Origin of the sequence: Novosphingobium sp. LASN5T (assembly GCF_003856955.1) — a bacterium.
In the GTDB taxonomy this organism is placed as follows: Bacteria; Pseudomonadota; Alphaproteobacteria; order Sphingomonadales; family Sphingomonadaceae; genus Novosphingobium.
Genome location: NZ_RQSI01000013.1, coordinates 36808 through 57538 on the forward strand (window position 1 = coordinate 36808; position 20731 = coordinate 57538).

Here is a 20731-nt window from a genome sequence, read left to right on the forward strand (position 1 = left end):
GCCGAAGCCCGTCAGCGCAACCGCGCGAGACGGGTATCGGTGGTGCGGCCCGGCTGCGGCGGAGCCACGCGCGGCGCTGCCATGACCAAGCACGCGCCGCCATGCGCCTTGATCGAGCGGCACAGCGTGGCGGCCGAAGCCTGTCCAACGAAGCCAGCCGCCTGGACGCGCCAGAAGCGACGGCCGTTCACGGTTACCTGGGTGGTCACGTTGCGGTAGCTGGCGAGAGCCGGATTGCGCGACGTAAAGTGGCGCCAGGCCCGGCGCGCGCCATCGGCGGTGGAGAACGCACCAAGCTGCACCAGATGCGTGCCCGGTGCGACCGTGGGACGCACCGCCGGCTTGGCCGCGGACATCGCCACTGGCTTTGCCACCGGGCGCGCGGAAGGACGCGCCGCCGCTGCGGCGATCCGGTAGGGGCGCGCCTGCGGCTGGATCACCGCGACCGGCGCGGTTTTCGCTGCGGGCGCGTCGATCATCGCCAGTTGCGCGGGGCGCGGCTGCGTCGAAGCATCGGCCACCCGTGGCGCGGGCGCGGTATCGAGCGCCGGCAGTTCCTCGACGGCAGCCTTGGCCAGCGCGGGGGCCGCGCCAGCGTTTCCTGCCTTGGGCGTTTCCGCCTTCGCGGCAGCGGCAGCGGCCAGTTGCGCCGTTTCCGGGAAGTTGGCCAACGCCAGCGCCGTGGGCTGGCCGGCATCTTCACGCACCGGTGCCCCGATCAGCGACGCCACACGGCGGCGCACGTCCTCGGGATTGCCGATGGCAGCCCATTGCTGGATGCGCGCATCAAGCTGGTCGGCCGGAACGTCGAACGAAGCCATCACCCGAGCTTCCTTCCACTCGCCATGAAGCGCCAGCGCGAACGCCAGGTTCTGGCGTATCTTGGGATTGGTCCCGCTGGTACGCAGGGCGTTGCCCATCAGTTCGATGCCTTCGCCGGTGCGGCCGGCCAGCGCCAGCGCCAGCCCATAGTCCTCGACCGGGATGGCGTCGCGATAGCTGTTCAGCGTGTCGATCGCCTCGTTGCCGCGGCCCATGCCGATTTCGGCTAGCGCAAGGCTCAATGCGGCCTTGCCGCTGTCCTCGCCCAGTTCCATCGCCTCGTCATAGGCCTGACGCGCGGATTCGAAGCGGCCCGCGCGCAAGTAGCTGTTCCCCAGCAACAGGCGGTAAGCGCCGTTGCGCGGATCGGACAGCACAGCCTTTTCCGCGAGGGCGACCGCCTTGTCGGCATGGCCGCCGCCCAGTTCCGCACGGGCATTCGCCGCAATCTTGTCGGCATGCGGCCCTCCGGCCGCGCAGCCCGCAAGCAGGCCCGCCGCCAGCGCGGTGGCTAACCCCATGCGCAGCCGCCGGCGAAGCGGGGCAGCGCACGGTGCGGTAAAATCGATCGAGGGCTGCATGATCGGAAAATCCCCTGGCAAACGGATCAAGGCCGCTTGGCGCGGCAGGCCAGGTCTTCAAGACCGGGCACGGTTTCGAGAAAGCGGTCGAGCGCGTCGGTCACGACCTGCTGCGCGCTGCGGTTCTCCAGCGTGCTGGCAAGCCGCAGGCGGAAATGGCGATCGGCGTCGAGACGCAGCGTGAAAGCGGCTTTGCGGCCCGAAGCGAGGGCAACGCCGTGGCGACGCGCCGGCTGCGGCGCAACTTCGGGTTCCGACGGCGCCGATACCGGCTCTGCGGCCGAAAGTTCTTCCACAACCGGAGCTTCCTCGGCCACGGCCTGCGCGAGCGTCTTCATCTGGCGCACCACTTCGGGCACGGCAGGCGCGGCGTCGGCATGATCGGGCAATGGCGCACCATGGGGTGAGCCATGCGACGGTGCCTCGCCCATATCGTTCCAGCCCAGATCGTCGAGAGGAGCATGGCCGCCTCCCAGCCCGACACGGTGCTGTTCGTCATAGGAAATCGGCGCAAGCTGGGGGCGCATCGCGGGACGCGCGCCGCCTTTGCGGGCAAGAAGGCTTGGCGTCAGCGAAGCGAAAGCACGAGGTTCGGTCATCGGGCTGCTCCCTTCACGAACCGCTGACGCGGCGGCCGAAGCCCCCGGCAGCGCGCGGTGCAGCACCAATGACCGGCGCCGGCTGGGCGGGCACCGCGAAGACCGTCCGGCGGAAATTGCGTTCCAGCCGTTCGGAAATATAGGTCCACAGCGCGGTGACTTCCTGCGCCGAACGCCCCTTGGGATCGACTTCCATCACCGTGCGCCCATCGATCATCGAGGCCGCGAAATCGGTGCGGTGGTGCAGCGTTACGGGGGCTACGGTGCCGTGCTGCGACAGCGCGATCGCCGCTTCGGAGGTGATGCGTGCCTTGGGCGTCGCGCCGTTTACCACGAAGATCAGCGGCTTTCCGGCGCGCTCGCACAGATCGACCGTGGCGCCAACGGCGCGCAAGTCATGCGGGCTGGGGCGCGTGGGCACGACGATCAGTTCCGCCACGGAGATAACCGACTGGATCGCCATCGTGATCGCCGGTGGCGTATCGATTACGGCCAGCTTGAAGCCCTGCTGGCGCAGAACGGCAAGGTCGGCGGCCAGACGGGCCACGGTGGTCTGGGCGAAGGCCGGGTATTCCGCCTCGCGCTCATTCCACCAATCAGCCAGCGACCCCTGCGGATCGATGTCGATGAGAACGACCGGGCCGGCGCCGGCGCGCTGCGCCTGCACGGCAAGATGACCGGACAGGGTGGTCTTTCCCGATCCGCCCTTCTGCGATGCCAAAGCCAATACGCGCAATGGGTATCCCCCTCTTATACCGAAACGGTCCTGAACGGGAGATCGCAGAACAGACTGAAATTTCCGTTAATGCAGCGCGGGACGGTGAAGGGACAACACGCCCCCGATTTCGTGGCAATCTGGCTCGCAAGGCCGGAATTCTTTGCTAATGCGGGGTTAACCGATCACAAATACCATCGCATCAGCAGCAGCTATTACACGAGCGGGGGCCTTGCCGTGCTTCGACCGAAAGCGGGAATAACCATAGGAATTGCCATCATGGCAGCCTGCGCGGCTGTGCCGGTCATGTCCGTCCATGCCCAGACAACGGGGAGCGGTGCGAACGCCAACGTGGTCAAGTCCGGCGTCGAAGCCTGGCAGAGGCAGGACTTCGCGGGCGCGGTCCGTCAATGGGAAACCGCCGCCGCCAGGGGCGATGCGGACGCGGAGTTCAACCTGGGTCAGGCTTATCGGCTGGGCAAAGGCGTGCCGCAGGACATGGCAAAGGCCGAATTCTATTTCGGCCGCGCCGCCCGCAAGGGGCATCCGCAGGCCGGCGACAACTATGGCATCGTGCTGTTCCAGTCGGGCCGCCAGACGGAGGCGCTGCCATGGCTCAACACGGCAGCCGATCGCGGAGAGCCGCGCGCGATGTACATCCTCGGCATTGCCGCCTTCAACGGCGACTACGTCGGCAAGGACTGGGTGCGCGCCTATGCGCTGATGACGCGCGCCGCTGCCAGCGGCCTGCCGCAGGCGACAACCAGCCTTGCCACGATGGACACCGTGATCCCGCTGGAGCAGCGGCAAATGGGCATTTCGCTGGCCGGCGATCTCGAACGGAAAGCGGAGCAGGCGCGCAGCGTGCAACTCGCCGCCAGCGATCTGGGCGCCAAAGCCCCGGCATTGCAGACGCCCGGATCCGCCGCGCCAAGACCGCTGCCCACCACGAGCATCCCCGCCTCCTCCGTGGCGACGGCTCCGGCAACGCCCATGCCGCCGCGTCCGGTCGCACCCCGGCCGGCGCAACCCCCGCCCGCTGCGGCCCGGCCACCGGCGCCCGCACCCCACGCCACAGGCAACTGGCGTATCCAGTTGGGCGCGTTCTCGCAGCGCGGCAATGCCGATGCGCTGTGGAGCCGGGTGAAGGCCCGGCCAGGCGTGGCCGGCCATCCCCGGATCGACATTCCCTCCGGCGGCGTGACGCGCCTGCTCGCCGGCGGCTACGCCGGACAGGCGGACGCGGAAAGGGCGTGCGACGGCCTCAAGGCTGGTGGCATCGCGTGCCTGGTGATAAAGCCGTAAGGCTTTGACGGATCACGCTTCGGACCAGTCCGCTTCCCCCGCATCTCCATCGCGCGGCGATCCTTCGCGGATCGCGGCGATCGATTTCGTCCGCGGCATTGCCGTGCTGGGCATCCTGACGATCAACATCACCGGGTTCTGGGGGCCGACGCTGGCCAGCTTCTCCCCCGCCCTGCCCCGCGTCGAACCCGGCGCCGATGCGTGGTTCGCGCTTTCGTTCCTGCTGTTCGAAGGCAAGATGCGCGCGCTGTTCACGCTGCTGTTCGGGGCCAGCATGATGCTGTTCATCGAAGCCGCCGAACGGCGCGGGCTGAACGGCGATGCGATGCAGGCCCGCCGGCTGTTCTGGCTCGCCCTGTTCGGCTATGCGCATTACCTGCTGCTGTGGTGGGGGGACATCCTGTTCCCCTATGCCCTGTGCGGCCTGGGCGCGCTGGTGTTGCGCCGCCTGCGGCCTGCCGCGCTGGCCGCCATTGCCATCGCGGTGTTCTGCGCCGCACACGGACTGGACGGCATCGGCGACTTACCCGGCATAGCGGCCGAACAGCGCGTGCTGTCCGGGCATGGCACCGCAGCGGAACAGGCTGAACAGGCTGAACAGGCCGCGATGATGGCGCGGATCGCGCAATCGATGGCGCAGGACACGCAGATCCTGAACGCCGGCTTCCTCCAGGCGATCCGGCTGCGGTTTGCTCTGGCGCCGTTCCTGCCGTTCAAGATCGCGCTGGCGACCGCGACCGAAACGCTGCCGCTGATGCTGGTGGGCATCGCCCTGTTCCGCAGCGGCTTTTTCACCAGCGGCTGGAGTCGGCAGGCGATCGTCCGCCTAGCGGTGGCCGGCATCGGCATCGGCGGGATGCTGACGCTGCCGGTCCTTTGGTGGATCTGGGCGCATCACTTCCCGCCACGCGCGATGCTGGGGGTGATGGACCACATTGCGGCCATCCCGCGCGCGATCATGGCGCTGGGCTACCTCGCCGCGCTGATGCTGTGCTGGCCGGGCACAAGAGCCCATCCGCTCGCCCGCCGCCTCGCAGCCGCCGGACGCTGCGCCTTCACCAACTACCTGGGGACCACGGTGCTGATGGGCGCCGTGTTTTCGGGCTGGGGCCTGGGCCTCGGCCCCGAACTGCCGCGCATGTGGCTGCCGGCTTTCGTCGTACTCGGCTGGATCGCGATGCTGGCCTGGCCGGCATGGTGGCTTGCCCGATTCCGCCAGGGGCCGATGGAAGCGGCGTGGCGACGCCTGACGTTCCTGTTCGTCGCGAGGCCATCCTGATCCCGCGGCTCAGGATGGCGTATCCGCCGCCTTCTGCGGATGCTTCGGACTCAGGATCAGGACCCCGCCTTCCACGCGCCACGACTTGAGCCGTGACAGCAGGTTCATGCCCAGCACGTTGAGGCCGCCGGTCGACCCGGTGACGATCACGTCCATGTCGCGCGCCACGATCGATCCGAAGCGCAATTCGCCCACCCGCGCCATGCGCGCCTCCACTTCTCCGTTCGCCGTGCGCACCGATATCGGCAGGCGCAACGGATCGGGCCTGATGTCGGCGGCGGCGGCGGCATCTTCGGACAGCGCCGTGATGGTGGCCCCGGTATCGACCATGAAGCGCTGGCGCACGCCGTTGACGCGCGCTTCGATCCAGTAGTGCCCGTCGGCCGCCAGGGGAATGCGCGTTTCGCCACCCGCCACGGTCTGCGACGGCATCCCGATGTTGGAGGTGAGGGAATCGAACGTGGGATCGAGATGCACGAAGCGCACCACCGTCAGCGCGAACACCGCCAGCAACGCGACATTGCCGACAAAGCCCAGCAGCCGCCCGGTCAACGGTAGAAAGCCGCGAATCATGCCGGCGATCATCACCAGCACGATCGCGCCGCCCGCCGCCAGAAGCAGCGGCGGGGCACCGGTCAGCGCCGGCGGCAAGGCAGCGATCAGATTTCCCGGAATGTCCATCGAATCGCGCGTACCATGCCTTTCCTTTCACGCGGCTGACATCATCGGAACGCATGGGCGGTCAAACCATTGGAGCGATCATGATCCTCACCATAGCCACCCGCCTTTCCTGCCGCATGTATGGCGCAACCGATGCCTTGCTCCAGATCGAAGCGGCCCCGACCTCGCAACAGTCCATCCTTTCCGCAAACATCGCCAGCACGCCCACCCCGCACTTTCTGCGCGTGGGGGCACAGGATGGCATCGGCGAAAGGATATGGGTTCACCACGACGGCGAATTCTCGGTCAGTTATGATGCGCGGATCGAAGTGCTGCGCAACGATTTCGACCTGGCGTCGCTAGCCGGGCTGCCGCCGCACCGCCTGCCGGGAGAGGCGGTGCCCTATCTGCTCGATTCGCTCTATTGCCCGGCCAGCCGGCTCCAGCCCTTCGTGCAGGAGGAATTCGGCGCACTGGCGGGCGGTGCGAAGGTGGAGGCGATGCGCGCCTGGATCGCCGGCCACTTCCGTTACGTTCCGGGATCGAGCAATTCCGCGACCACCGCGCTGGACAGCTTCGTCGAGCGACGGGGCGTGTGCCGCGACTATGCCCATACGCTGATCGCCCTTGCCCGCGCGGCGGCCATCCCCGCCCGTTTCGCGTCCGGCTATGGCCCCGGTGTATCGCCGCAGGACTTTCACGCCGTGGCCGAGGTATTCCTTGCCGATCCGGCGGGCCAGGGCGGAAGCTGGCGCATCGTCGATGCCACGGGGATGATCACGCCCGACGCCTTCGCGGTGATCGGCGTGGGGCGCGATGCGGCGGACGCCAGCTTCTTCACCAGCTACGGCACGATGGACCTTGTATCGAAGGACATCACCGTCCGCAGCGAGTAACGGCTGCCGCCGATAGCGGGAGGAACAATCGGGTTTACTTCCCTTTCAGCCCTGTATGTTAAGCCGTGCGCAAGGCAGCGCGAAGCATGGACGCACGGTTCGCGACCGAAGGCGATGAAAGGCCGGCACCTGTGAAAGACGACGGACCGATGAACCTGCTGCGCAAGCGCTGGATTCGCGTGCCCGCCGGTTTCGTTGCCATGTCGCTCGCCTCGATGCTGGCGTTCCACGTGGGCCAGGATGCGGCGCAGGTGTTCTTCCCCCACAAGGACGAGGCAGCGAAGCCCGCGCCGGCCAAACCCGCCGCCACGGCACCACAGCCTGCCGCTAACGCCGCCGTCCCGCAACCGCCGGCCGACGATCCCTTTGTGGTCAAGTCGATCCTGAAAATCGACGAACCGATCAAGTTCGGCCAGTTCTTCTGGGACGAAAGCAAGGGCGAGCCAGGACCGCTGGTCGTGACGGTCGATCTCGCGGCGCGCACCCTCTCCGTGTTCCGCAACGGCCACGAGATCGGCGCGACCGCGATCCTCAAGGGCTATGGCGACAAGCCCACTCCTGTCGGCGTCTTCCCGATCACCGAGAAGGACGCCGATCACGTTTCCAACATCTATGACGCGCCGATGCCCTACATGCTGCGGCTGACCAACGACGGCGTCTCGATCCACGGCAGCAAGGTGGAAAAGGGCTATGCCACCAACGGCTGCATCGGCGTGCCGGATGCCTTTGCCAAGCGCCTGTTCGAACAGGCAAAGCTGGGCGACAAGGTCATCATCACCGACGGCAAGCGCATCGGCGTGGGCGATCCCATCGTGGTGGAGCAGCAGACCCAGACGCCATCGGGCGCCTGAGCCTTGCGGCATAGGCGAATGGGCATCAGCGGGGCGCCATCCGGATCGCGCCGTCAAGGCGGATGTTCTGGCCGTTGAAATAGGAATTGCGCACCAGTTCCATCGCCAGCGAGGCGAATTCCTCGGGCTTGCCCAGCCGTTTCGGGAACGGGACCGAGGCGTTGAGGCCATCCAGCACCTTTTCCGGCAGGCGGCCCAGCAACGGCGTGCCGAAGATGCCGGGCATGATCGAGTTCACGCGGATGCCAAGGTCCATCAGATCGCGCGCCATCGGCAGCACAAGGCCGTTCACGCCAGCCTTCAGCGAACCGTAGGCGACCTGCCCCACCTGCGCATCCTGCGCGGCGACCGAGGCGGTGAGAATGATGGTGCCACGTTCGCCATCTTCCAGCGGGTCCAGCCCGGCCATGCCCAGCGCCGACAAAGAGGCGACACGGTAGCTGGCGATCAGGATGCCCTGCGCAGCAAATTCGTAGTCTTCGGTCGAAAGGCGCACGAACTCGCCGGTCTCCTTGTTGCGGCCGACGGTCTTGCCCTTGCGGTTGGCCATGGCGCAGTGGACGCAGACGCGTTCCTGCCCGTGCGCGGCGCGCGCCTTTTCGAAGCCGGCCACCACCGATTGTTCGCTGGTAATATCGACCTTGCAGAACAAGCCCCCGATCGCGCTCGCGACCTCCTGGCCCAGTTCCTCGTTCAGATCGAAGATCGCGACCTGGACTCCGCTGGCGGCCAGCGCCTCTGCCGTGGCGCGCCCCAGTCCCGAAGCGCCGCCGGTAACGACGGCGGCCACGCCCGCATCAATCCGCATCTTGCTCTCCCATGATTTAACCGATCGATTAAATCATGGGAGACGATGCGGCAAGAGCCGATCAGAGAATGTCGGCCTCGTCCCCCAGCGCCGCGCGCAGCTTTTCGAGCGCCTGCGCCTTGAGCTGATGGACACGGGGAATGCTGACGTCGAGCACCTGCGCGATTTCGGCAAGGTTCAGTTCCTCGACGAAGTAGAGCTGGATCACGAGCTGGAGCCGTTCCGGCAACGCGGCGATGGCGAAGGCCACCCGCGCGCGCATCTGTTCGTCGGCCAGCAAGGCGAAGCTGTCCGGGCGGTCGTCGGCGAAAGCCGGGTCGCTGTCGGAATAGGCGCTATCGATCGTTTCAAAGCGCACTGGTTCGCTCCCCGCGTGCAAGGTGGCAAGCTCCTGGTCGGTAAGGCCCATGGCGGCGGCCAGTTCGGCGTCAGTGGGATCGCGCCCCAGTTCGTTGCGCAGCGTCGCGGTATGATCGGCCAGCATCCTGCGCCGTTCGGAAACGCTGCGCGAAAGCGGCGTCACGCGGCGCACCAGATCGACCATGGCCCCGCGCACGCGCATCTTGGCATAGGCGGCAAAACCGTCCTCTGTCGGGCCGGAGTGCTTCTGGGCGCATTCGGTCAAGGCGACCAGCCCGGCCTGCACCAGATCTTCCAGTTCCATGCCGGCGCGCCCGGACCCATGGATGTGCCACGCCAGGCGCCGGACCATGGGCAGAAACCGGCGGATACGATCCGCGGTATCGTCACGGTAGGCACGCGCGGCGGCAAATCGACGTTGATCATGTTTCATGCAGCAAGGCCCTCGGGGTGCAGCACTGACGGTTGGGGAAGCGCGGGAACGGGCCTGGGCGCCTCGTTTCCGATGACGGAAATGACCTCGATCGGCTGCGTCGGCGGCAGTTCGGAGATCGAAATGACAAGACAGGTCGGCGCACGCATCCGCAGCAGCGCGGAAAGCGCACGGCGCGCGCGGGGCTGGACCACCAGCGCCACCGGCGACGCAGTCGGCCCGCGATCGCTGATGATCTGCGCCACCCGTTCGCCGATCCCGCGCGCAAGATCGGGTTCGATCACTGGCTGGCCGGTTACCGGGTCCTGCAACCCCTGCACGATCATCTGTTCCAGCGAACCGTCGAGCGTCAACACCGGCAGGCGATCGTTCGGCCCGCACACCCGCGCGACGATCATCGCGCCAAGGCGGGCGCGCAGGATGTCCACCAGGCGATCGTGCTCGGTCGTCTGCAACACCGCTTCGCTCAAGGCCGACAGGATTGGCAGCGGATGGGCGATGCTGACGCCGTCTTCCAGCAGCGCATGGAACAGGCGCGTGACGGCGCCCAGCGACAGCGGCTGCGGATAGATCGTTTCGACCAGGCCGGCCGCACGGACCTTGACCGCGTCGAAGATGGCACGAACTTCGTCCGGTCCCAGAAGCACTTGTGGGCGTTCGCCGAGAAGCTGGTTGAGGTGCGTGGCGATGACCGTGCTGGCATCGACCGTCAGGAAGCCTTCGGCGATGGCATGGTCGCGCTGAGCGGCATCGATCCACAGCGCCGGGCAGCCGAAGCTGGGATCGCGCGTGGCATCGCCCTGCAGCCCGTGGTTCTCGCGGGCCTCGCCCACATCGATGGCCAGGATCTTCTCGCCCTTGATGCTCGCCCCGCCCAGTGTGACGCCGCCCAGCACGATGCGATAATCGTTCGGCGGCAGATCGAGCGCATCACGCACACGGAACTGCGGCACGATGAAGCCGAAGGTCTGGCTGAGCTGCTTGCGCACGCCGGTAATGCGGGCAACCAGCGGCGAACCGCGCCGGTCGTCGACCAGATGGACAAGGCCATAGCCCAGCTCGATGGTGACGAGCGTCTGGTCGCTGACCTCTTCGAGCGTGATGCGCGACGGATCGACCGGGATTTCCTCCTCGACCACTTCGGGCGCGGGGCGTTCGGCGCGCTTCTTCAGCGCCCACCACAGCCAGCCCGCAAGTCCGGCAGCCGGCAGGAAGATGGACTGCGGCATCGCCGGTATCATGCCGATCGCGCCCAGGATCACCGCAACCGGCAGCCAGGTGCGCGGATCGGCGAGCTGGCCGCCGATCTGCCCGGCAAGGTCGCGGGTATCCGACACGCGGGTCACGATCACGGCAGCGGCAATGGAGAGCAGCAGCGAGGGGACTTGCGCCACCAGCGCGTCGCCAACCGCCAGCGTCACGTATTTCTGCGCGGCATCGCCGGCGGTCAGCCCGTGGCTGATCATGCCCAGACAGAAGCCCGCGATGATGTTGACCGCCAGGATCAGCAGGGCCGCAATGGCATCGCCCTTCACGAACTTGCTGGCACCGTCCATCGAACCGTAGAAGTCCGCCTCGGTCGCCACTTCGCGGCGACGGGCCTTGGCTTCGTCGGCGGTGAGCAGGCCGGCGGCAAGGTCGGCGTCGATCGCCATCTGCTTGCCCGGCAAGGCATCCAGGGTGAAGCGCGCGGACACTTCCGAAACGCGGCCAGCACCCTTGGTCACCACCATCAGGTTGATGATCATCAGGATCATGAACACGAACAGGCCGACGGCGAAGTTGCCACCGATCAGGAAGGCGCCGAACGCCTCGATCACATGGCCCGCCGCCGCGCCGCCCTGATGCCCGTTTACCAGCACGATGCGCGTGGAGGCGACGTTGAGCGCCAGGCGCAACAGGGTGCCGAACAGGAGGACGGATGGGAAGGACGAGAAATCCAGCGGCTTCTCGGCATTCATCGAGGCCATCAGGATCGCCACCGAAAGGGCGATGTTGAGGACGAAGAACACGTCGAGCATGAACGACGGGATCGGCACGATCATCAGGACGATGAGCGTGAGAATCCCCGCCGGCAAGGCGAGAGCACTGGGTGAGCCTAGGCGCTTGAGCATCGTGGCTTAGAGTCCGAAAGAGCGGAGCCGGTCGTAGGCGGCGCGGACATGGCTGGGCGTGGCGGAAGCGTCGTTCAGCGCGAAGGCATCGCGCAGCGTGTCCGCCATCGAGGAAGCCGGACGGGCCGGTTGCTGGCCGGCGGCATAGGCCGTCGCCTGAAACTCCTGCGCGATCGGGCCACCCGTGAACGTGGGCGTGCTATCGACCGGCATGACGTTGCCGGACGCTGCCGGCAAATAGCCGCCGGCCCAGGCCATGTCGCTGCCCGTCGCGCCACCGGCGGCGGCAAGGCGGCCGCTGAGAAGGCTCATCACCCCCTGCAGCGAACGCGGCGCGCCGCTATCGTCATAGAAGATCGACCGGTTCGAAGCCGCGGCCTGCGGCAACAGTGCCGCTGCCGATTGCGAGGGATCGGTCGCCATGGCGGTCAGGAAGCGTCCCGCCCCTTCCGCGCCGAGAAAGTGCGCGAGATAGAGTTCGGAATTCCCGGGCTGCCGACCCAGCACGCCGAACAGATAGTTGCGGTTGTCGTTCGCCAGTTCGCCCGCCATCAGCGCCGAAAGCTGCGGATCGGAGCGCATCGACATGATCTGCTGGCGCAGCGCCGGATCGCGGACATTGCCGTTCTCGATGACGCTGCCGGCCCAGTCATAGCCATGGTCCGCGCCATGCTTGTCCAGCGTGCGCAACCAGGTGGAATTGGTAAACTGGTAAAGCCCGGTGGCGCTGGACGTGCGCGCGCGCGCGTTGGGATTGAGGCCGGATTCAAGCCGTGCCTGCGCCAGCAGGTAGCCGAAGTCGACCCCCGTCGCCTGTGCGGCGCGCGAGATGGCGGCGCGCACATCGCCCGGCCCGGTTGTTCCGTCCATGGCGGCGGCCCATGCGGCCGGCCCGGCGGGAGACTGGACTGAACTCACAAAAATCCCTTTCCGTCACGCTGCTTCCGAATTTCGAAAGCGGCTTCAGGAAAGGGACCAGCAAAGATCGTGCCAAACACCCCGATTAAGGGGCGCAGGAAAATAAATGTCAGGCGCGGTAGTTCAGCCGGCGGGTCGAGCGGTGCGCGTTGTAAAGCGTCGGCGCACCGACCATCGCGTCCAGCCGGGCCGAAACGTTCGAGGCGATCAGGTTGCGCACGCGGCGGTTGGCTTCGTTGAGGCGCCGCGCCGCATCCAGCAGGCCACGGCATTCCTCATCGACCAGATCCGGCGAGGCTTCACCCAGGCGCCCGCACAGGTTGCCTTTGTCCACCGCGCATCCCATGATCGCATCCACGTCAAGGCCGGCAAGCGCGTGCCGTTCCTTTTGCAGGACGGCAACCATCTGCCGCAGCGTGTCGCGCATTTCGATGGGACGGACGGCGGCTTCATGGCTCATTGCGGGCTCCTCCAGAGCATACCGGCGGCAATCATCGCGTCAGCGATCTTGGCGGGGATCAGGGGATAGCGGCCGCTCTCGATCGCCTTGCGGATTTCCGCAACCCGTTCGGAGTTGACCGGCGCAGTGCCGGCCTTGACCGCTTCGCTGGTTTCCACCTGCGGTGTGGAGGAAGCCACACTGCCGGGGGTTGCCGGCTGATCGTCCGCTTTGACCGATTGCAGGCCAGTCTCGGTGTTCAAAGTCTTGACCTGAACCGCGCCAACCGGGCGCGTCGGTCCGATTTCAAATGATGGCATGGTCCCGCTCCTATAGCGTTTCTCATGCCCAAGAACGGCGTTGAAGCGGGTGCGTTAAGGGCACCCGGAAAAAAATTGCCGAATGGCGGTCATTCGATCGGTAGTTCCACCAGCCCCGGACGCACGATCTGCGCCCGCACGGGGTCGGATTTGGCCGAGGTCTTGACCCGTATCCACGCGCCAACAGCCCCGGAATCCATGGCTTCTCCGGGTTGGGAAACCGCAAAGCCCTCGCCCGTCACGGAAACCGTCACGGCTTCGCCGCGCAGAACCGCCGGGGCGGCAGCTTCTTGCCGGGTTGCCGGCGCAAGGCCGACCAACGGCACGAAAATGCGCCAGCTGCCGGCGTCCGGACACTGAACGATCACGCTATCGCGCGTGCCGCCCCGCCAGGAGAGCGCCAGTGGCGCACGGCAGGCGGCAAGGCGCATCCGGCGATCCACCGGCAAGGCAGCGCCCCCAGGCACGCCGATCGGCGAACCGGTAAAGCGCGCCACGGCGATGTCGATATCGGTCAGATCGGCAAGCCCGGCCCGCTGGGCCTGTGCCGGCGTGCCGATCGCGGCGCCAGCCAGCGCCATGGCCATAAAGCTAAAAGAAGGAATCTTGCGCGTCATGGGTAAGGACCCCGGATAAGTAAGTGTCTCACGCAAATAAGCAAACATCGTGCCATCCATCAGGTTGCCGATGCGCTTTCTTCGGTATCGAAGCCAAGCGTGACCGTAGCCCCGCGCGAGATGCCCGGCTCCACGACAACGCGCGCGTTTTTGCCGCGTTCGCCCGCGCTCTGCGCCAGCGCCGCGGCGCGCGCGAACGCGGCCGCCTGGTCGCCGGGGCCATGGCGCACCACGATCGTCACGCGCAAACGCGGATCGCTGCCCTGATCGGCAAGCCATTGCGCCAAAGGCGGAGCGCCCGCGCCATCGGACCACACGCCCACCGGCTCGGCGCGAACCGAGGCCTGGACGGGTGCCGGCGGCGGGGTATGAGCGGCGGCGGCATGGGCTTTCGCCACGGGCTGCGCTTTCTCCGGCGTGTTGGCCAGCGCGGAAGCCGCGATCATGAACAGGATCATCGACAGGTCGGCCAGAATGGTCTGCCAGCCGGTCGACGGGCGAACGATCATGCCGCTTCCCCCGCACGCGTCGCCGCCGCGACATGTTCGTCCGCACCGTGGCGCGCAGCGGTGTGGCCACCATGGTGATCCGCCTCATGGCGCGCATGGCGCGGCGTGGCGAGCGCGACCTGCTGAACCAGCCAGTCGATCACCGACTGACGCGCTGCTTCTTCGTCACGCGCGCGCCGCTCGACCATCTTGGCCAGCGGACCGAGCACCAGATTGGCGAAGATCAGCCCGTAAAGCGTGGTCAGCACCGCCATCCCGATGGCGCTGGAAAAAGCGCCGCGTGCCACACCGTCGGCCGGCAGCTGCGTCAGCGATACGAGCGTTCCGGCAAGGCCGAACACCGGCGCCAGATCGGCCGCCTGCGCCAGCATCCCCGCCGCCTCGCCCGCTTTCGTCCCGCGCGTGGCGCGAAAGGCCTCGTGCTTTTCCAGCAGGCCGGAGACCGACCGGGCCGACAGCATGGCGTTGGTGGCTTCATCGAACTCGCGATCGCCGCTGCGGCATGGCTGTGCGCGCAGCAGGCCGTTCGCGCGAATGTCGGCAGCCTGCCCGGCCAGGACGGCGCGGACGGCATCGGCACGGAAGCGCGGCCGGAACAGGTCCATCAGCGCCTTCCCCGTCGTGGCGGTCGCGGTCAGGCCACAGCGCAGCACCGCGGCCAGCGCGGTGCCGCCAAAGACGATGACGGCGGCGGCGGGATTGTAGAAATGCGTGAAATCCATGGATCAGGAACTCCTGCTCGGGGCGAAGAACGGCTTTGTTTTCCGAGGTTTCAGGGAGTGGCCGAACTTTGCCGGTCCCTGCCGCGAAACGGCAAACCCTTGCCGGAAATGCGCCGCGATTTTGCCGGCTGGACGATGTCCGGGAGCGACAAAACGATTTGGCACGATGCTTGCGAAATCGATGTCGGCAACACCTATGCGGAGCTGACCGACGATGAGCGACAGTCTTTTCGGGATACATGGCAAGGCGCTTGAGCTGCGGTCGCAGCGCATGGGCCTGCTGACGTCCAACATCGCGAACGCCGGAACACCAGGCTACAAGGCCAAGGACATCGATTTCCAGGCGGCGCTGAAGGCGCGCGCCACCGGCGCGAGCGAAGACCAGGCGATGGCATCGGCCACGCGCTATCGCGTGCCGGTCATGCCCAGCCTTGACGGCAACACCGTCGAGATGGCGACCGAGCAGACCGCCTTCGCCGAAAACGCGGTGGGATACACCGCGACACTCTCCTTCATCCGCGGACGCATCGACACCGTCACGCGCGCGCTCAAGGGCGAATAACCATGGCAGGCCCAAACACCTCCCCCATGACGCTGTTCAACGTGGCCGGCCGCGCGATGTCCGCGCAGCTCGTGCGCATGAACGCGGCGGCATCGAACCTCGCGAACGCGGGCACGGTCTCGTCCAGCGAAAGCACGGCCTACCGCCCGCTGCGTCCCGTCTTCTCCGAAGAACTGGACCGGTCGACGGGCCTCGCCACCGTCAAGGTCAACGGCGTGTACCGTTCGTCGGCGACGCCGATCAAGGATCACCAGCCGGACAACCCGCTCGCCGACCAGAACGGCGATGTCTGGTCCGCTCCGGTCGATGAAAGTGCGGAAATGGTCGAGATGCTCGAAAGCTCTCGCCAGTACCAGAATGTTGTCGAAGCGATGCAGACCGCCAAGCAACTGATGCTCGATACGATGAGGATGAAATAATGACCAGCAGCGTTTCCAACACGTCGGGCACCGGTTCGACGACCAACACGTCCACCGCCAAGAACTCGTGGGGTTCGCTCGGCGCGGGTGACTTCCTGAAACTGCTGACCACGCAGCTTCAGAACCAGGACCCGACCGCCCCGGTGGACAACACCCAGATGGTCGCGCAGCTCGCGCAGTTCTCGAGCCTTTCGACCTCGAACGACATGAGCAGCACGCTCAAGACCATCTCCAGCCAGATCGCCACCCTGAACACCAAGCTCACGGGCACGGCGAGCTAAGACCTTCAACCGGAAAGGACCTCCACCATGTCTTTCTACACTTCACTCACCGGCCTGAAGAACGCCCAGACCGATCTTGGCGTCATCAGCAACAACATCGCCAACGCGGAAACCAACGGCTTCAAATCGAGCCGTACCGATTTCGCGGATATCGTGGCCACCACCGCGCAGACCTCGCCGACCATGACCATCGGCATCGGCGCGCAGGTTTCGGCGATCAAGCAGAACTTCAAGGCCGGCGCCACCGACCTGACGGGCAACGCGCTCGACGTCGCCATCACGGGCGAAGGCTTCTTCACCACGCGCGATGGGGTGACGGGCAACACCTATTATACCCGCAACGGCTCGTTCGACCTGGACAGCAGCGGCTATATCCATGACGACACGAACAACCGCCTGCAGATCTATGCTCCGGGCGGCTCCACGCTGACCGACGCGCAGATCCCGCTGACCAACGGCGCCGGTTCGGAATATGCCGGCATCACCATCGCCGAGAACGGCGATGTCACGGCGTCCTACGCGGATGGCTCGAACACCGTGATCGGCACGGTCGCGCTGGCCTCGTTCACCACGCCCACCGGCCTGCGCCAGGAAGGCTCCTCGAACTGGAGCGCGACCGGCATTTCCGGCCCGGCCGCTTATGGCACGCCTTCGACCGGCAAGTACGGCGGGCTTCTCGCCGGCGCGGTCGAGCGTTCGAACGTCGACATCGCCGAGGAACTGGTCGGGCTGATCACGGCCCAGCGCAATTTCCAGGCGAACGCGAAGGCGATCGATACGGCCACGCAGATCTCGCAGACCGTGATCAACCTGCGGAGCTGAGGCTAAACCATGGACCGCCTGATCTACACCGCCTATTCGGGCATGAGCACGTCAATGACGAAGCAGCGGATGATCGCCAACAACATGGCGAACTCGCAGACCGTGGGCTTCCGTGCCGAAATGCTCACGACCACGCCAATGACTCTGAAAGGCCCCAGCCTGGAGGCGCGGGCCATGACGGACGGCGAGGTCTATGGCGCGGACATGAAGCAGGGAGCGATCATCGCGACGAACAATCCGCTGGATATCGCGATGAACGGCAAGACCATGCTGACGGTCCAGGCGGACGACGGTTCCGAGGCCTATACCCGTCGTGGCGATCTCGCGGTCGACGCGACCGGGCTGCTCGTCAATGGCGACGGGCGGCCGGTGATCGGCAGTGGAGGGCCGATCACCGTGCCGCTCGGTTCGAAGATCACCGTCGCGCCCGACGGCAGCGTCATGGCCGCCGACCCGGCGACGCCCGACACGCCGCCGCAGGTGGTGGACCGGATCAAGCTGGTCAGCACCGATGGGTCGCCCATCAAGAAGGGCATCGACGGCTTCTTCCGCGTCGAAGGCGGCGGCGTGCTGCCCGGCGATGAGGATGCCCGCGTGGTGACCGGATCGCTCGAGCAGTCGAACGTCAATCCGGCCGACGTCCTGGTCCAGATGATCGAGGCGCAACGCAGCTTCGACATCCGCACCAAACTGATCTCGACCGCGCGCGAGGTCGATGAAAACAGCGCCGCGCTCATGCGCATCAGCAGCTAACGGAGTACCGAACGATGCCCAGTTCAGCCCTTCACGTCGCCCGCACCGGGCTTGAGGCGCAGGACACGCGGATGCGCGTGATCGCGAACAACCTCGCCAACGTCGGGACGACCGCCTTCAAGCGCGATCGCGCCAACTTCGCCACGCTGGCCTATCAGGACGCGCGCGTCGCCGGCCAGCAATCGTCGAACGAAACCGCCTATGCCACGGGCCTTAACCTCGGCACCGGCGTCGGCATCCAGTCGACCACGCGCATCGAATCGCAGGGATCGCTGCAGAACACCGACAACGCGCTGGATCTGGCGCTCGATGGCGATGGCTTCTTCCAGGTGACTCTGCCGGGCGGTCAGCTGGCCTATACCCGCGCGGGCAACTTCAGCCGTTCGGCCGAAGGCCAGCTCGTCACCGCGCAGGGCTATGTCGTGCAGCCCACGATCACGATTCCGGAAGGCGCATCGGCGATCACGGTTGCCCAGGACGGCACTGTATCGGCCACGCTGCCGGGCAATGCCGAACCGACGCAGCTCGGTCAGTTGACGGTCGCCAGCTTCGCCAACCCGGCAGGCCTGCGCGCCAGCAGCGACAACTTCCTGATGGAAACCGCCGCCAGCGGCACCGCGCAGATCGGCATTCCCGGCGACAACGGCCGCGGCCACATCAAGCAGGGCTTCCTCGAAGCGAGCAACGTCAACGTGGTGCAGGAGCTGGTCGACATGATCGAGACCCAGCGCGCCTACGAGATCAACTCCAAGATGATCTCCGCCGTCGATGAAATGCTCAAGAACGCGAACCAGACGCTGTGACCATGATGCTTGCTCCCTTCAATCGCGCGCGCGCCGGCAAGGCCCTGCTTGTCGGTGCGGCGCTGCTCGCGCTGAACGTCGCAGGCCCGGCATGGGCCGGTCGCAAGCCGCCGGTCGGCTTCGGCGCCACCTTGCCGCAGCAGCCCGCCCCGCGCCCCGCGGATGGCGCCATCTTCAATGCGTCGGCTGGGTATGCGGGTCTGGTCGAAGGACGCCGCGCCCACGCGGTCGGCGATCCGCTGACAATCGTGCTGGTCGAACAGATGACCACCTCGAAGTCGGCCAGTTCCAAGACCGACCGTGCCGGCAGCGCCAATATCGTACCGCCGAGTGCAGGCCCTTTGTCGTTTCTTGACCCCAACGCCCTTAAAGCGTCGGCCGGATCGTCGTTCAATGGCAAGGGCAATGCCGCGCAGACGAACTCTCTCGGGGGTTCGCTGTCCGTCACGATCGCGGAAGTGCGACCGAACGGCACCGCCCTCGTCAGAGGGGAAAAGCGCTTGCTGTTGAGCCAGGGTCAGGAATGGGTTCAGTTTTCCGGGATCGTGCGCCTTGGCGACATCGACCAGAACAACAGCCTCGTTTCGACGCAAGTCGCCGACGCGCGGATCGAATATGCCGGAAACGGCGCGATCCAGCGGGCCAGCCGTGAAGGTTGGCTCAGCAAGTTCTTCAACATTCTCAGCCCCTTCTGAGGCTTTCCTCGAGGTCCGTCATGCGCCGCCTGCTTCTTTCCCTGACCGCCGCCTTCGCCGCCGCGCTCGCTACTGTCGCCCCCGTGGCGGCCCATGCCGAGCGTGTGCGCGATCTGGGCGCGTTCCAGGGCGTCCGCACCAACCAGCTGACCGGGTACGGCATCGTCGTCGGGTTGGCCGGAACGGGCGATGACAATCTTGAGTACCTGACGCAGGCGATGAAAGGCACCGCTGGCCGGCTTGGCGTGCAATTGCCGCCGGGCGTGTCGCCGGGCCTCAAGAACGCAGCCGCCGTGCTCATCACCGCCGACCTGCCCGCCTTCGCCAAGCCGGGCCAGCGCATCGACGTTACCGTCTCCACGCTGGGCAAGGCCAAGTCGCTGCGCGGTGGCGCGCTCATCATGACGCCGCTCTACGGCGCGGATGGGCAGATCTATGCGATGGCGCAGGGCAACCTGGCTGTCGGCGGCCTGGGCGTCGCCGCCAAGGACGGTTCGCAAGTCACCGTGAACATTCCCACCGTCGGCCGGATCGCCGAGGGCGCCAGCGTGGAACGCGCGGTCGCCACCGGCTTCGACGACAACCCGATCCTGCGCTGGAACCTGTTCAACGCCGATTTCCTGACCGCATCGCGCGTGCGCGACGCGATCAACGCGCGTTATCCCGGCATGGCTTCGGTGGAAGACGGCGTGACCCTGGCGCTGCACCTGCCCGAAGGCGCCGACGCGCGTGCGAGCACGATGGCCGCGGTCGAGATGATCGAGGTCAACCCGGCCGAAACCCCCGCGCGCGTGATCGTCAACAGCCGCACCGGCACCGTGGTGATCAACAGCGCCGTGCGCCTTGCGCCGGCCGCGATCAGCCACGGCAAGCTGGTGGTGAAGATCGACGAAAAGCCCCAGGTTTCGCAGCCCGCGCCCTTCAGCAACGGCCGCACCACGGTAACGCCGAACAGCCAGATCGACGTGCAGGAACAGCAGGCGCACGTCGCCTTGTTCAAGCCGGGCGCCTCGCTGTCGTCGATCGTCGATGCCCTCAACAAGCTGGGCGTCACGCCCTCGGACCTCGTCGCGATCCTGGAAGCGCTGAAGCAGGCCGGATCGCTCAAGGCGGAAATGGTGGTGATATGAGCATTCTCCCTATCAACGTCGGCGGCGTGGTATCCGCCGCCACCGACGCCCTCTCGACCGAGCGCGGGAAATTGCGCCAGGCGGCGCAGGGTTTCGAGGCGATTTTCCTGCGGCAGATGCTGTCGGCGGCCCACAAGACGAATTTTGCCGGCGAGGACGATCCTTTCGCGGGCCGTGGCAACGAAACATTTACCACGATGCGCGATGAACAGTTCGCCGACATCGCTTCCAAGACGGGCACGCTTGGTTTCGCCAAGCAGATCGAGGCGCAAATTGCCGCCCGCTTCCCGCAGGCTTCGGCGAAAAAGGAGTAACCGG

The 20731-nt window shown here is 66.5% G+C and carries 27 protein-coding genes; 14 read left to right on the plus strand and 13 right to left on the minus strand.

The genetic code is table 11. The features are described 5' to 3' along the window. Positions 1-11: 11 nt before the first annotated feature. Genes EH199_RS10575 through EH199_RS10585 form a run of 3 tightly spaced genes read right to left on the minus strand, consistent with a single transcriptional unit; the run spans position 12 to position 2738 of the window. Positions 12-1403: a tetratricopeptide repeat protein gene (locus EH199_RS10575; RefSeq protein ID WP_124809225.1), complete on the minus strand. Its 1392-nt coding sequence runs from the start codon at positions 1401-1403 to the stop codon at positions 12-14. A gap of 26 nt (positions 1404-1429) precedes the next feature. Beyond that, positions 1430-2002, minus strand: coding sequence for a hypothetical protein (locus tag EH199_RS10580; RefSeq protein WP_124809226.1), 573 nt, complete (start codon positions 2000-2002; stop codon positions 1430-1432). A gap of 13 nt (positions 2003-2015) precedes the next feature. Further along, positions 2016-2738, minus strand: coding sequence for a ParA family protein (locus tag EH199_RS10585; protein ID WP_124809227.1), 723 nt, complete (start codon positions 2736-2738; stop codon positions 2016-2018). Positions 2739-2996: 258 nt separating this feature from the next. On the opposite strand from EH199_RS10585, the gene EH199_RS25020 reads away from it, so the two are divergent. Next, positions 2997-4022, plus strand: a complete 1026-nt coding sequence (locus EH199_RS25020) for an SPOR domain-containing protein (RefSeq protein WP_124809228.1) — start codon at positions 2997-2999, stop codon at positions 4020-4022. A 4-nt stretch (positions 4023-4026) separates the two neighbouring features. Continuing rightward, positions 4027-5301 carry a DUF418 domain-containing protein gene (locus EH199_RS10595; protein ID WP_124809229.1) on the plus strand — a complete coding sequence of 425 codons (1275 nt, stop codon included), beginning with the start codon at positions 4027-4029 and terminating at the stop codon, positions 5299-5301. 9 nt (positions 5302-5310) lie between these two features. On the opposite strand, the gene EH199_RS10600 is transcribed toward EH199_RS10595, so the two are convergent. Then, positions 5311-5982 (minus strand): TIGR02281 family clan AA aspartic protease, encoded by a 672-nt coding sequence (locus EH199_RS10600; RefSeq protein ID WP_124809230.1) that lies wholly within the window; start codon positions 5980-5982, stop codon positions 5311-5313. Between the two features lie 80 nt (positions 5983-6062). Between EH199_RS10600 and EH199_RS10605 the strand changes: the two genes are divergently transcribed. Further along, positions 6063-6857 carry a transglutaminase family protein gene (locus tag EH199_RS10605; RefSeq protein WP_124809231.1) on the plus strand — a complete coding sequence of 265 codons (795 nt, stop codon included), beginning with the start codon at positions 6063-6065 and terminating at the stop codon, positions 6855-6857. Positions 6858-7072: 215 nt separating this feature from the next. After that, positions 7073-7708 (plus strand): L,D-transpeptidase family protein, encoded by a 636-nt coding sequence (locus tag EH199_RS10610; RefSeq protein WP_370449683.1) that lies wholly within the window; start codon positions 7073-7075, stop codon positions 7706-7708. Positions 7709-7733: 25 nt separating this feature from the next. Here the strand turns inward: EH199_RS10610 and EH199_RS10615 are convergent, their stop codons facing one another. The 9 genes from EH199_RS10615 to EH199_RS10655 all read right to left on the minus strand — a co-directional run bounded on the left by EH199_RS10615 (position 7734) and on the right by EH199_RS10655 (position 14948). Beyond that, on the minus strand, positions 7734-8516 hold the full coding sequence (locus EH199_RS10615; RefSeq protein ID WP_124809232.1) for an SDR family oxidoreductase: 783 nt from the start codon (positions 8514-8516) through the stop codon (positions 7734-7736). Between the two features lie 61 nt (positions 8517-8577). Beyond that, positions 8578-9309 (minus strand): sigma-70 family RNA polymerase sigma factor, encoded by a 732-nt coding sequence (locus EH199_RS10620; protein ID WP_124809233.1) that lies wholly within the window; start codon positions 9307-9309, stop codon positions 8578-8580. Further along, entirely contained in the window at positions 9306-11423 is a 2118-nt protein-coding gene (locus EH199_RS10625; protein ID WP_124809234.1) for a flagellar biosynthesis protein FlhA, read from the minus strand. Before EH199_RS10625 ends, EH199_RS10620 begins: the two co-directional genes overlap by 4 nt. A gap of 6 nt (positions 11424-11429) precedes the next feature. Beyond that, on the minus strand, positions 11430-12293 hold the full coding sequence (locus tag EH199_RS10630; protein WP_124809235.1) for a transglycosylase SLT domain-containing protein: 864 nt from the start codon (positions 12291-12293) through the stop codon (positions 11430-11432). A gap of 157 nt (positions 12294-12450) precedes the next feature. Further along, complete coding sequence (locus tag EH199_RS10635) at positions 12451-12801, minus strand: flagellar protein FlgN (protein WP_124809236.1); 351 nt, start codon at positions 12799-12801, stop codon at positions 12451-12453. After that, on the minus strand, positions 12798-13100 hold the full coding sequence (flgM, locus tag EH199_RS10640; protein WP_124809237.1) for a flagellar biosynthesis anti-sigma factor FlgM: 303 nt from the start codon (positions 13098-13100) through the stop codon (positions 12798-12800). Before flgM ends, EH199_RS10635 begins: the two co-directional genes overlap by 4 nt. An 89-nt stretch (positions 13101-13189) precedes the next feature. Further along, positions 13190-13777: a flagella basal body P-ring formation protein FlgA gene (locus EH199_RS10645; RefSeq protein WP_223806611.1), complete on the minus strand. Its 588-nt coding sequence runs from the start codon at positions 13775-13777 to the stop codon at positions 13190-13192. Beyond that, the gene (locus EH199_RS10650; RefSeq protein WP_124809238.1) at positions 13777-14226 is read right to left on the minus strand and encodes a hypothetical protein; all 450 of its coding nucleotides are present in this window, start codon (positions 14224-14226) and stop codon (positions 13777-13779) included. The genes EH199_RS10645 and EH199_RS10650 overlap by 1 nt, the downstream gene beginning before the upstream one ends. Beyond that, positions 14223-14948, minus strand: coding sequence for a MotA/TolQ/ExbB proton channel family protein (locus EH199_RS10655; protein WP_124809239.1), 726 nt, complete (start codon positions 14946-14948; stop codon positions 14223-14225). The genes EH199_RS10650 and EH199_RS10655 overlap by 4 nt, the downstream gene beginning before the upstream one ends. Between EH199_RS10655 and EH199_RS10660 the strand changes: the two genes are divergently transcribed. From EH199_RS10660 to EH199_RS10705, 10 genes are read left to right on the plus strand one after another with little or no spacing between them, the layout of a single operon-like run. After that, a complete protein-coding gene (locus tag EH199_RS10660) occupies positions 14934-15203 on the plus strand; it encodes a hypothetical protein (protein ID WP_124809240.1) in 270 nt (89 codons plus the stop codon). The genes EH199_RS10655 and EH199_RS10660 overlap by 15 nt on opposite strands. After that, positions 15163-15510: a flagellar basal body rod protein FlgB gene (gene flgB / locus EH199_RS10665; RefSeq protein WP_124809241.1), complete on the plus strand. Its 348-nt coding sequence runs from the start codon at positions 15163-15165 to the stop codon at positions 15508-15510. The genes EH199_RS10660 and flgB overlap by 41 nt, the downstream gene beginning before the upstream one ends. Before the next feature lie 2 nt (positions 15511-15512). Continuing rightward, positions 15513-15929: a flagellar basal body rod protein FlgC gene (gene flgC / locus EH199_RS10670; protein WP_124809242.1), complete on the plus strand. Its 417-nt coding sequence runs from the start codon at positions 15513-15515 to the stop codon at positions 15927-15929. Then, on the plus strand, positions 15929-16210 hold the full coding sequence (locus tag EH199_RS10675) for a flagellar hook assembly protein FlgD (protein ID WP_124809243.1): 282 nt from the start codon (positions 15929-15931) through the stop codon (positions 16208-16210). The genes flgC and EH199_RS10675 overlap by 1 nt, the downstream gene beginning before the upstream one ends. Before the next feature lie 27 nt (positions 16211-16237). Then, positions 16238-17032: a flagellar hook-basal body protein gene (locus tag EH199_RS10680; protein WP_124809244.1), complete on the plus strand. Its 795-nt coding sequence runs from the start codon at positions 16238-16240 to the stop codon at positions 17030-17032. A 9-nt stretch (positions 17033-17041) separates the two neighbouring features. After that, positions 17042-17785, plus strand: coding sequence for a flagellar basal body rod protein FlgF (locus EH199_RS10685; protein WP_124809245.1), 744 nt, complete (start codon positions 17042-17044; stop codon positions 17783-17785). 14 nt (positions 17786-17799) lie between these two features. Further along, positions 17800-18588 (plus strand): flagellar basal-body rod protein FlgG, encoded by a 789-nt coding sequence (gene flgG, locus EH199_RS10690; RefSeq protein ID WP_124809246.1) that lies wholly within the window; start codon positions 17800-17802, stop codon positions 18586-18588. A gap of 5 nt (positions 18589-18593) precedes the next feature. Beyond that, positions 18594-19283 carry a flagellar basal body L-ring protein FlgH gene (locus tag EH199_RS10695; protein ID WP_190287228.1) on the plus strand — a complete coding sequence of 230 codons (690 nt, stop codon included), beginning with the start codon at positions 18594-18596 and terminating at the stop codon, positions 19281-19283. Between the two features lie 20 nt (positions 19284-19303). Next, positions 19304-20413 carry a flagellar basal body P-ring protein FlgI gene (locus tag EH199_RS10700; RefSeq protein WP_124809248.1) on the plus strand — a complete coding sequence of 370 codons (1110 nt, stop codon included), beginning with the start codon at positions 19304-19306 and terminating at the stop codon, positions 20411-20413. Next, on the plus strand, positions 20410-20727 hold the full coding sequence (locus tag EH199_RS10705) for a rod-binding protein (RefSeq protein WP_124809249.1): 318 nt from the start codon (positions 20410-20412) through the stop codon (positions 20725-20727). The genes EH199_RS10700 and EH199_RS10705 overlap by 4 nt, the downstream gene beginning before the upstream one ends. Positions 20728-20731 lie beyond the last annotated feature (4 nt).

Excerpts from the sequence above, each read along its gene's own strand:
- EH199_RS10700 (WP_124809248.1), top strand. The coding sequence starts at position 19,304 with ATGCGCCGCCTGCTTCTTTCCCTGACCGCCGCCTTCGCCGCCGCGCTC.
- EH199_RS10680 (WP_124809244.1), top strand. The coding sequence starts at position 16,238 with ATGTCTTTCTACACTTCACTCACCGGCCTGAAGAACGCCCAGACCGAT.
- EH199_RS10630 (WP_124809235.1), bottom strand. The coding sequence starts at position 12,293 with ATGGACGGAACAACCGGGCCGGGCGATGTGCGCGCCGCCATCTCGCGC.
- EH199_RS10580 (WP_124809226.1), bottom strand. The coding sequence starts at position 2,002 with ATGACCGAACCTCGTGCTTTCGCTTCGCTGACGCCAAGCCTTCTTGCC.
- EH199_RS10660 (WP_124809240.1), top strand. The coding sequence starts at position 14,934 with ATGCGTGAAATCCATGGATCAGGAACTCCTGCTCGGGGCGAAGAACGG.
- EH199_RS10650 (WP_124809238.1), bottom strand. The coding sequence starts at position 14,226 with ATGATCGTTCGCCCGTCGACCGGCTGGCAGACCATTCTGGCCGACCTG.
- EH199_RS10620 (WP_124809233.1), bottom strand. The coding sequence starts at position 9,309 with ATGAAACATGATCAACGTCGATTTGCCGCCGCGCGTGCCTACCGTGAC.
- EH199_RS10605 (WP_124809231.1), top strand. The coding sequence starts at position 6,063 with ATGATCCTCACCATAGCCACCCGCCTTTCCTGCCGCATGTATGGCGCA.
- EH199_RS10575 (WP_124809225.1), bottom strand. The coding sequence starts at position 1,403 with ATGCAGCCCTCGATCGATTTTACCGCACCGTGCGCTGCCCCGCTTCGC.
- flgG (WP_124809246.1), top strand. The coding sequence starts at position 17,800 with ATGCCCAGTTCAGCCCTTCACGTCGCCCGCACCGGGCTTGAGGCGCAG.
- flgB (WP_124809241.1), top strand. The coding sequence starts at position 15,163 with ATGAGCGACAGTCTTTTCGGGATACATGGCAAGGCGCTTGAGCTGCGG.
- EH199_RS10685 (WP_124809245.1), top strand. The coding sequence starts at position 17,042 with ATGGACCGCCTGATCTACACCGCCTATTCGGGCATGAGCACGTCAATG.
- EH199_RS10625 (WP_124809234.1), bottom strand. The coding sequence starts at position 11,423 with ATGCTCAAGCGCCTAGGCTCACCCAGTGCTCTCGCCTTGCCGGCGGGG.
- flgC (WP_124809242.1), top strand. The coding sequence starts at position 15,513 with ATGGCAGGCCCAAACACCTCCCCCATGACGCTGTTCAACGTGGCCGGC.
- flgM (WP_124809237.1), bottom strand. The coding sequence starts at position 13,100 with ATGCCATCATTTGAAATCGGACCGACGCGCCCGGTTGGCGCGGTTCAG.
- EH199_RS10610 (WP_370449683.1), top strand. The coding sequence starts at position 7,073 with ATGCTGGCGTTCCACGTGGGCCAGGATGCGGCGCAGGTGTTCTTCCCC.
- EH199_RS10615 (WP_124809232.1), bottom strand. The coding sequence starts at position 8,516 with ATGCGGATTGATGCGGGCGTGGCCGCCGTCGTTACCGGCGGCGCTTCG.
- EH199_RS10600 (WP_124809230.1), bottom strand. The coding sequence starts at position 5,982 with ATGGACATTCCGGGAAATCTGATCGCTGCCTTGCCGCCGGCGCTGACC.
- EH199_RS10675 (WP_124809243.1), top strand. The coding sequence starts at position 15,929 with ATGACCAGCAGCGTTTCCAACACGTCGGGCACCGGTTCGACGACCAAC.
- EH199_RS10695 (WP_190287228.1), top strand. The coding sequence starts at position 18,594 with ATGCTTGCTCCCTTCAATCGCGCGCGCGCCGGCAAGGCCCTGCTTGTC.
- EH199_RS10655 (WP_124809239.1), bottom strand. The coding sequence starts at position 14,948 with ATGGATTTCACGCATTTCTACAATCCCGCCGCCGCCGTCATCGTCTTT.
- EH199_RS25020 (WP_124809228.1), top strand. The coding sequence starts at position 2,997 with ATGGCAGCCTGCGCGGCTGTGCCGGTCATGTCCGTCCATGCCCAGACA.
- EH199_RS10705 (WP_124809249.1), top strand. The coding sequence starts at position 20,410 with ATGAGCATTCTCCCTATCAACGTCGGCGGCGTGGTATCCGCCGCCACC.
- EH199_RS10645 (WP_223806611.1), bottom strand. The coding sequence starts at position 13,777 with ATGGATGGCACGATGTTTGCTTATTTGCGTGAGACACTTACTTATCCG.
- EH199_RS10635 (WP_124809236.1), bottom strand. The coding sequence starts at position 12,801 with ATGAGCCATGAAGCCGCCGTCCGTCCCATCGAAATGCGCGACACGCTG.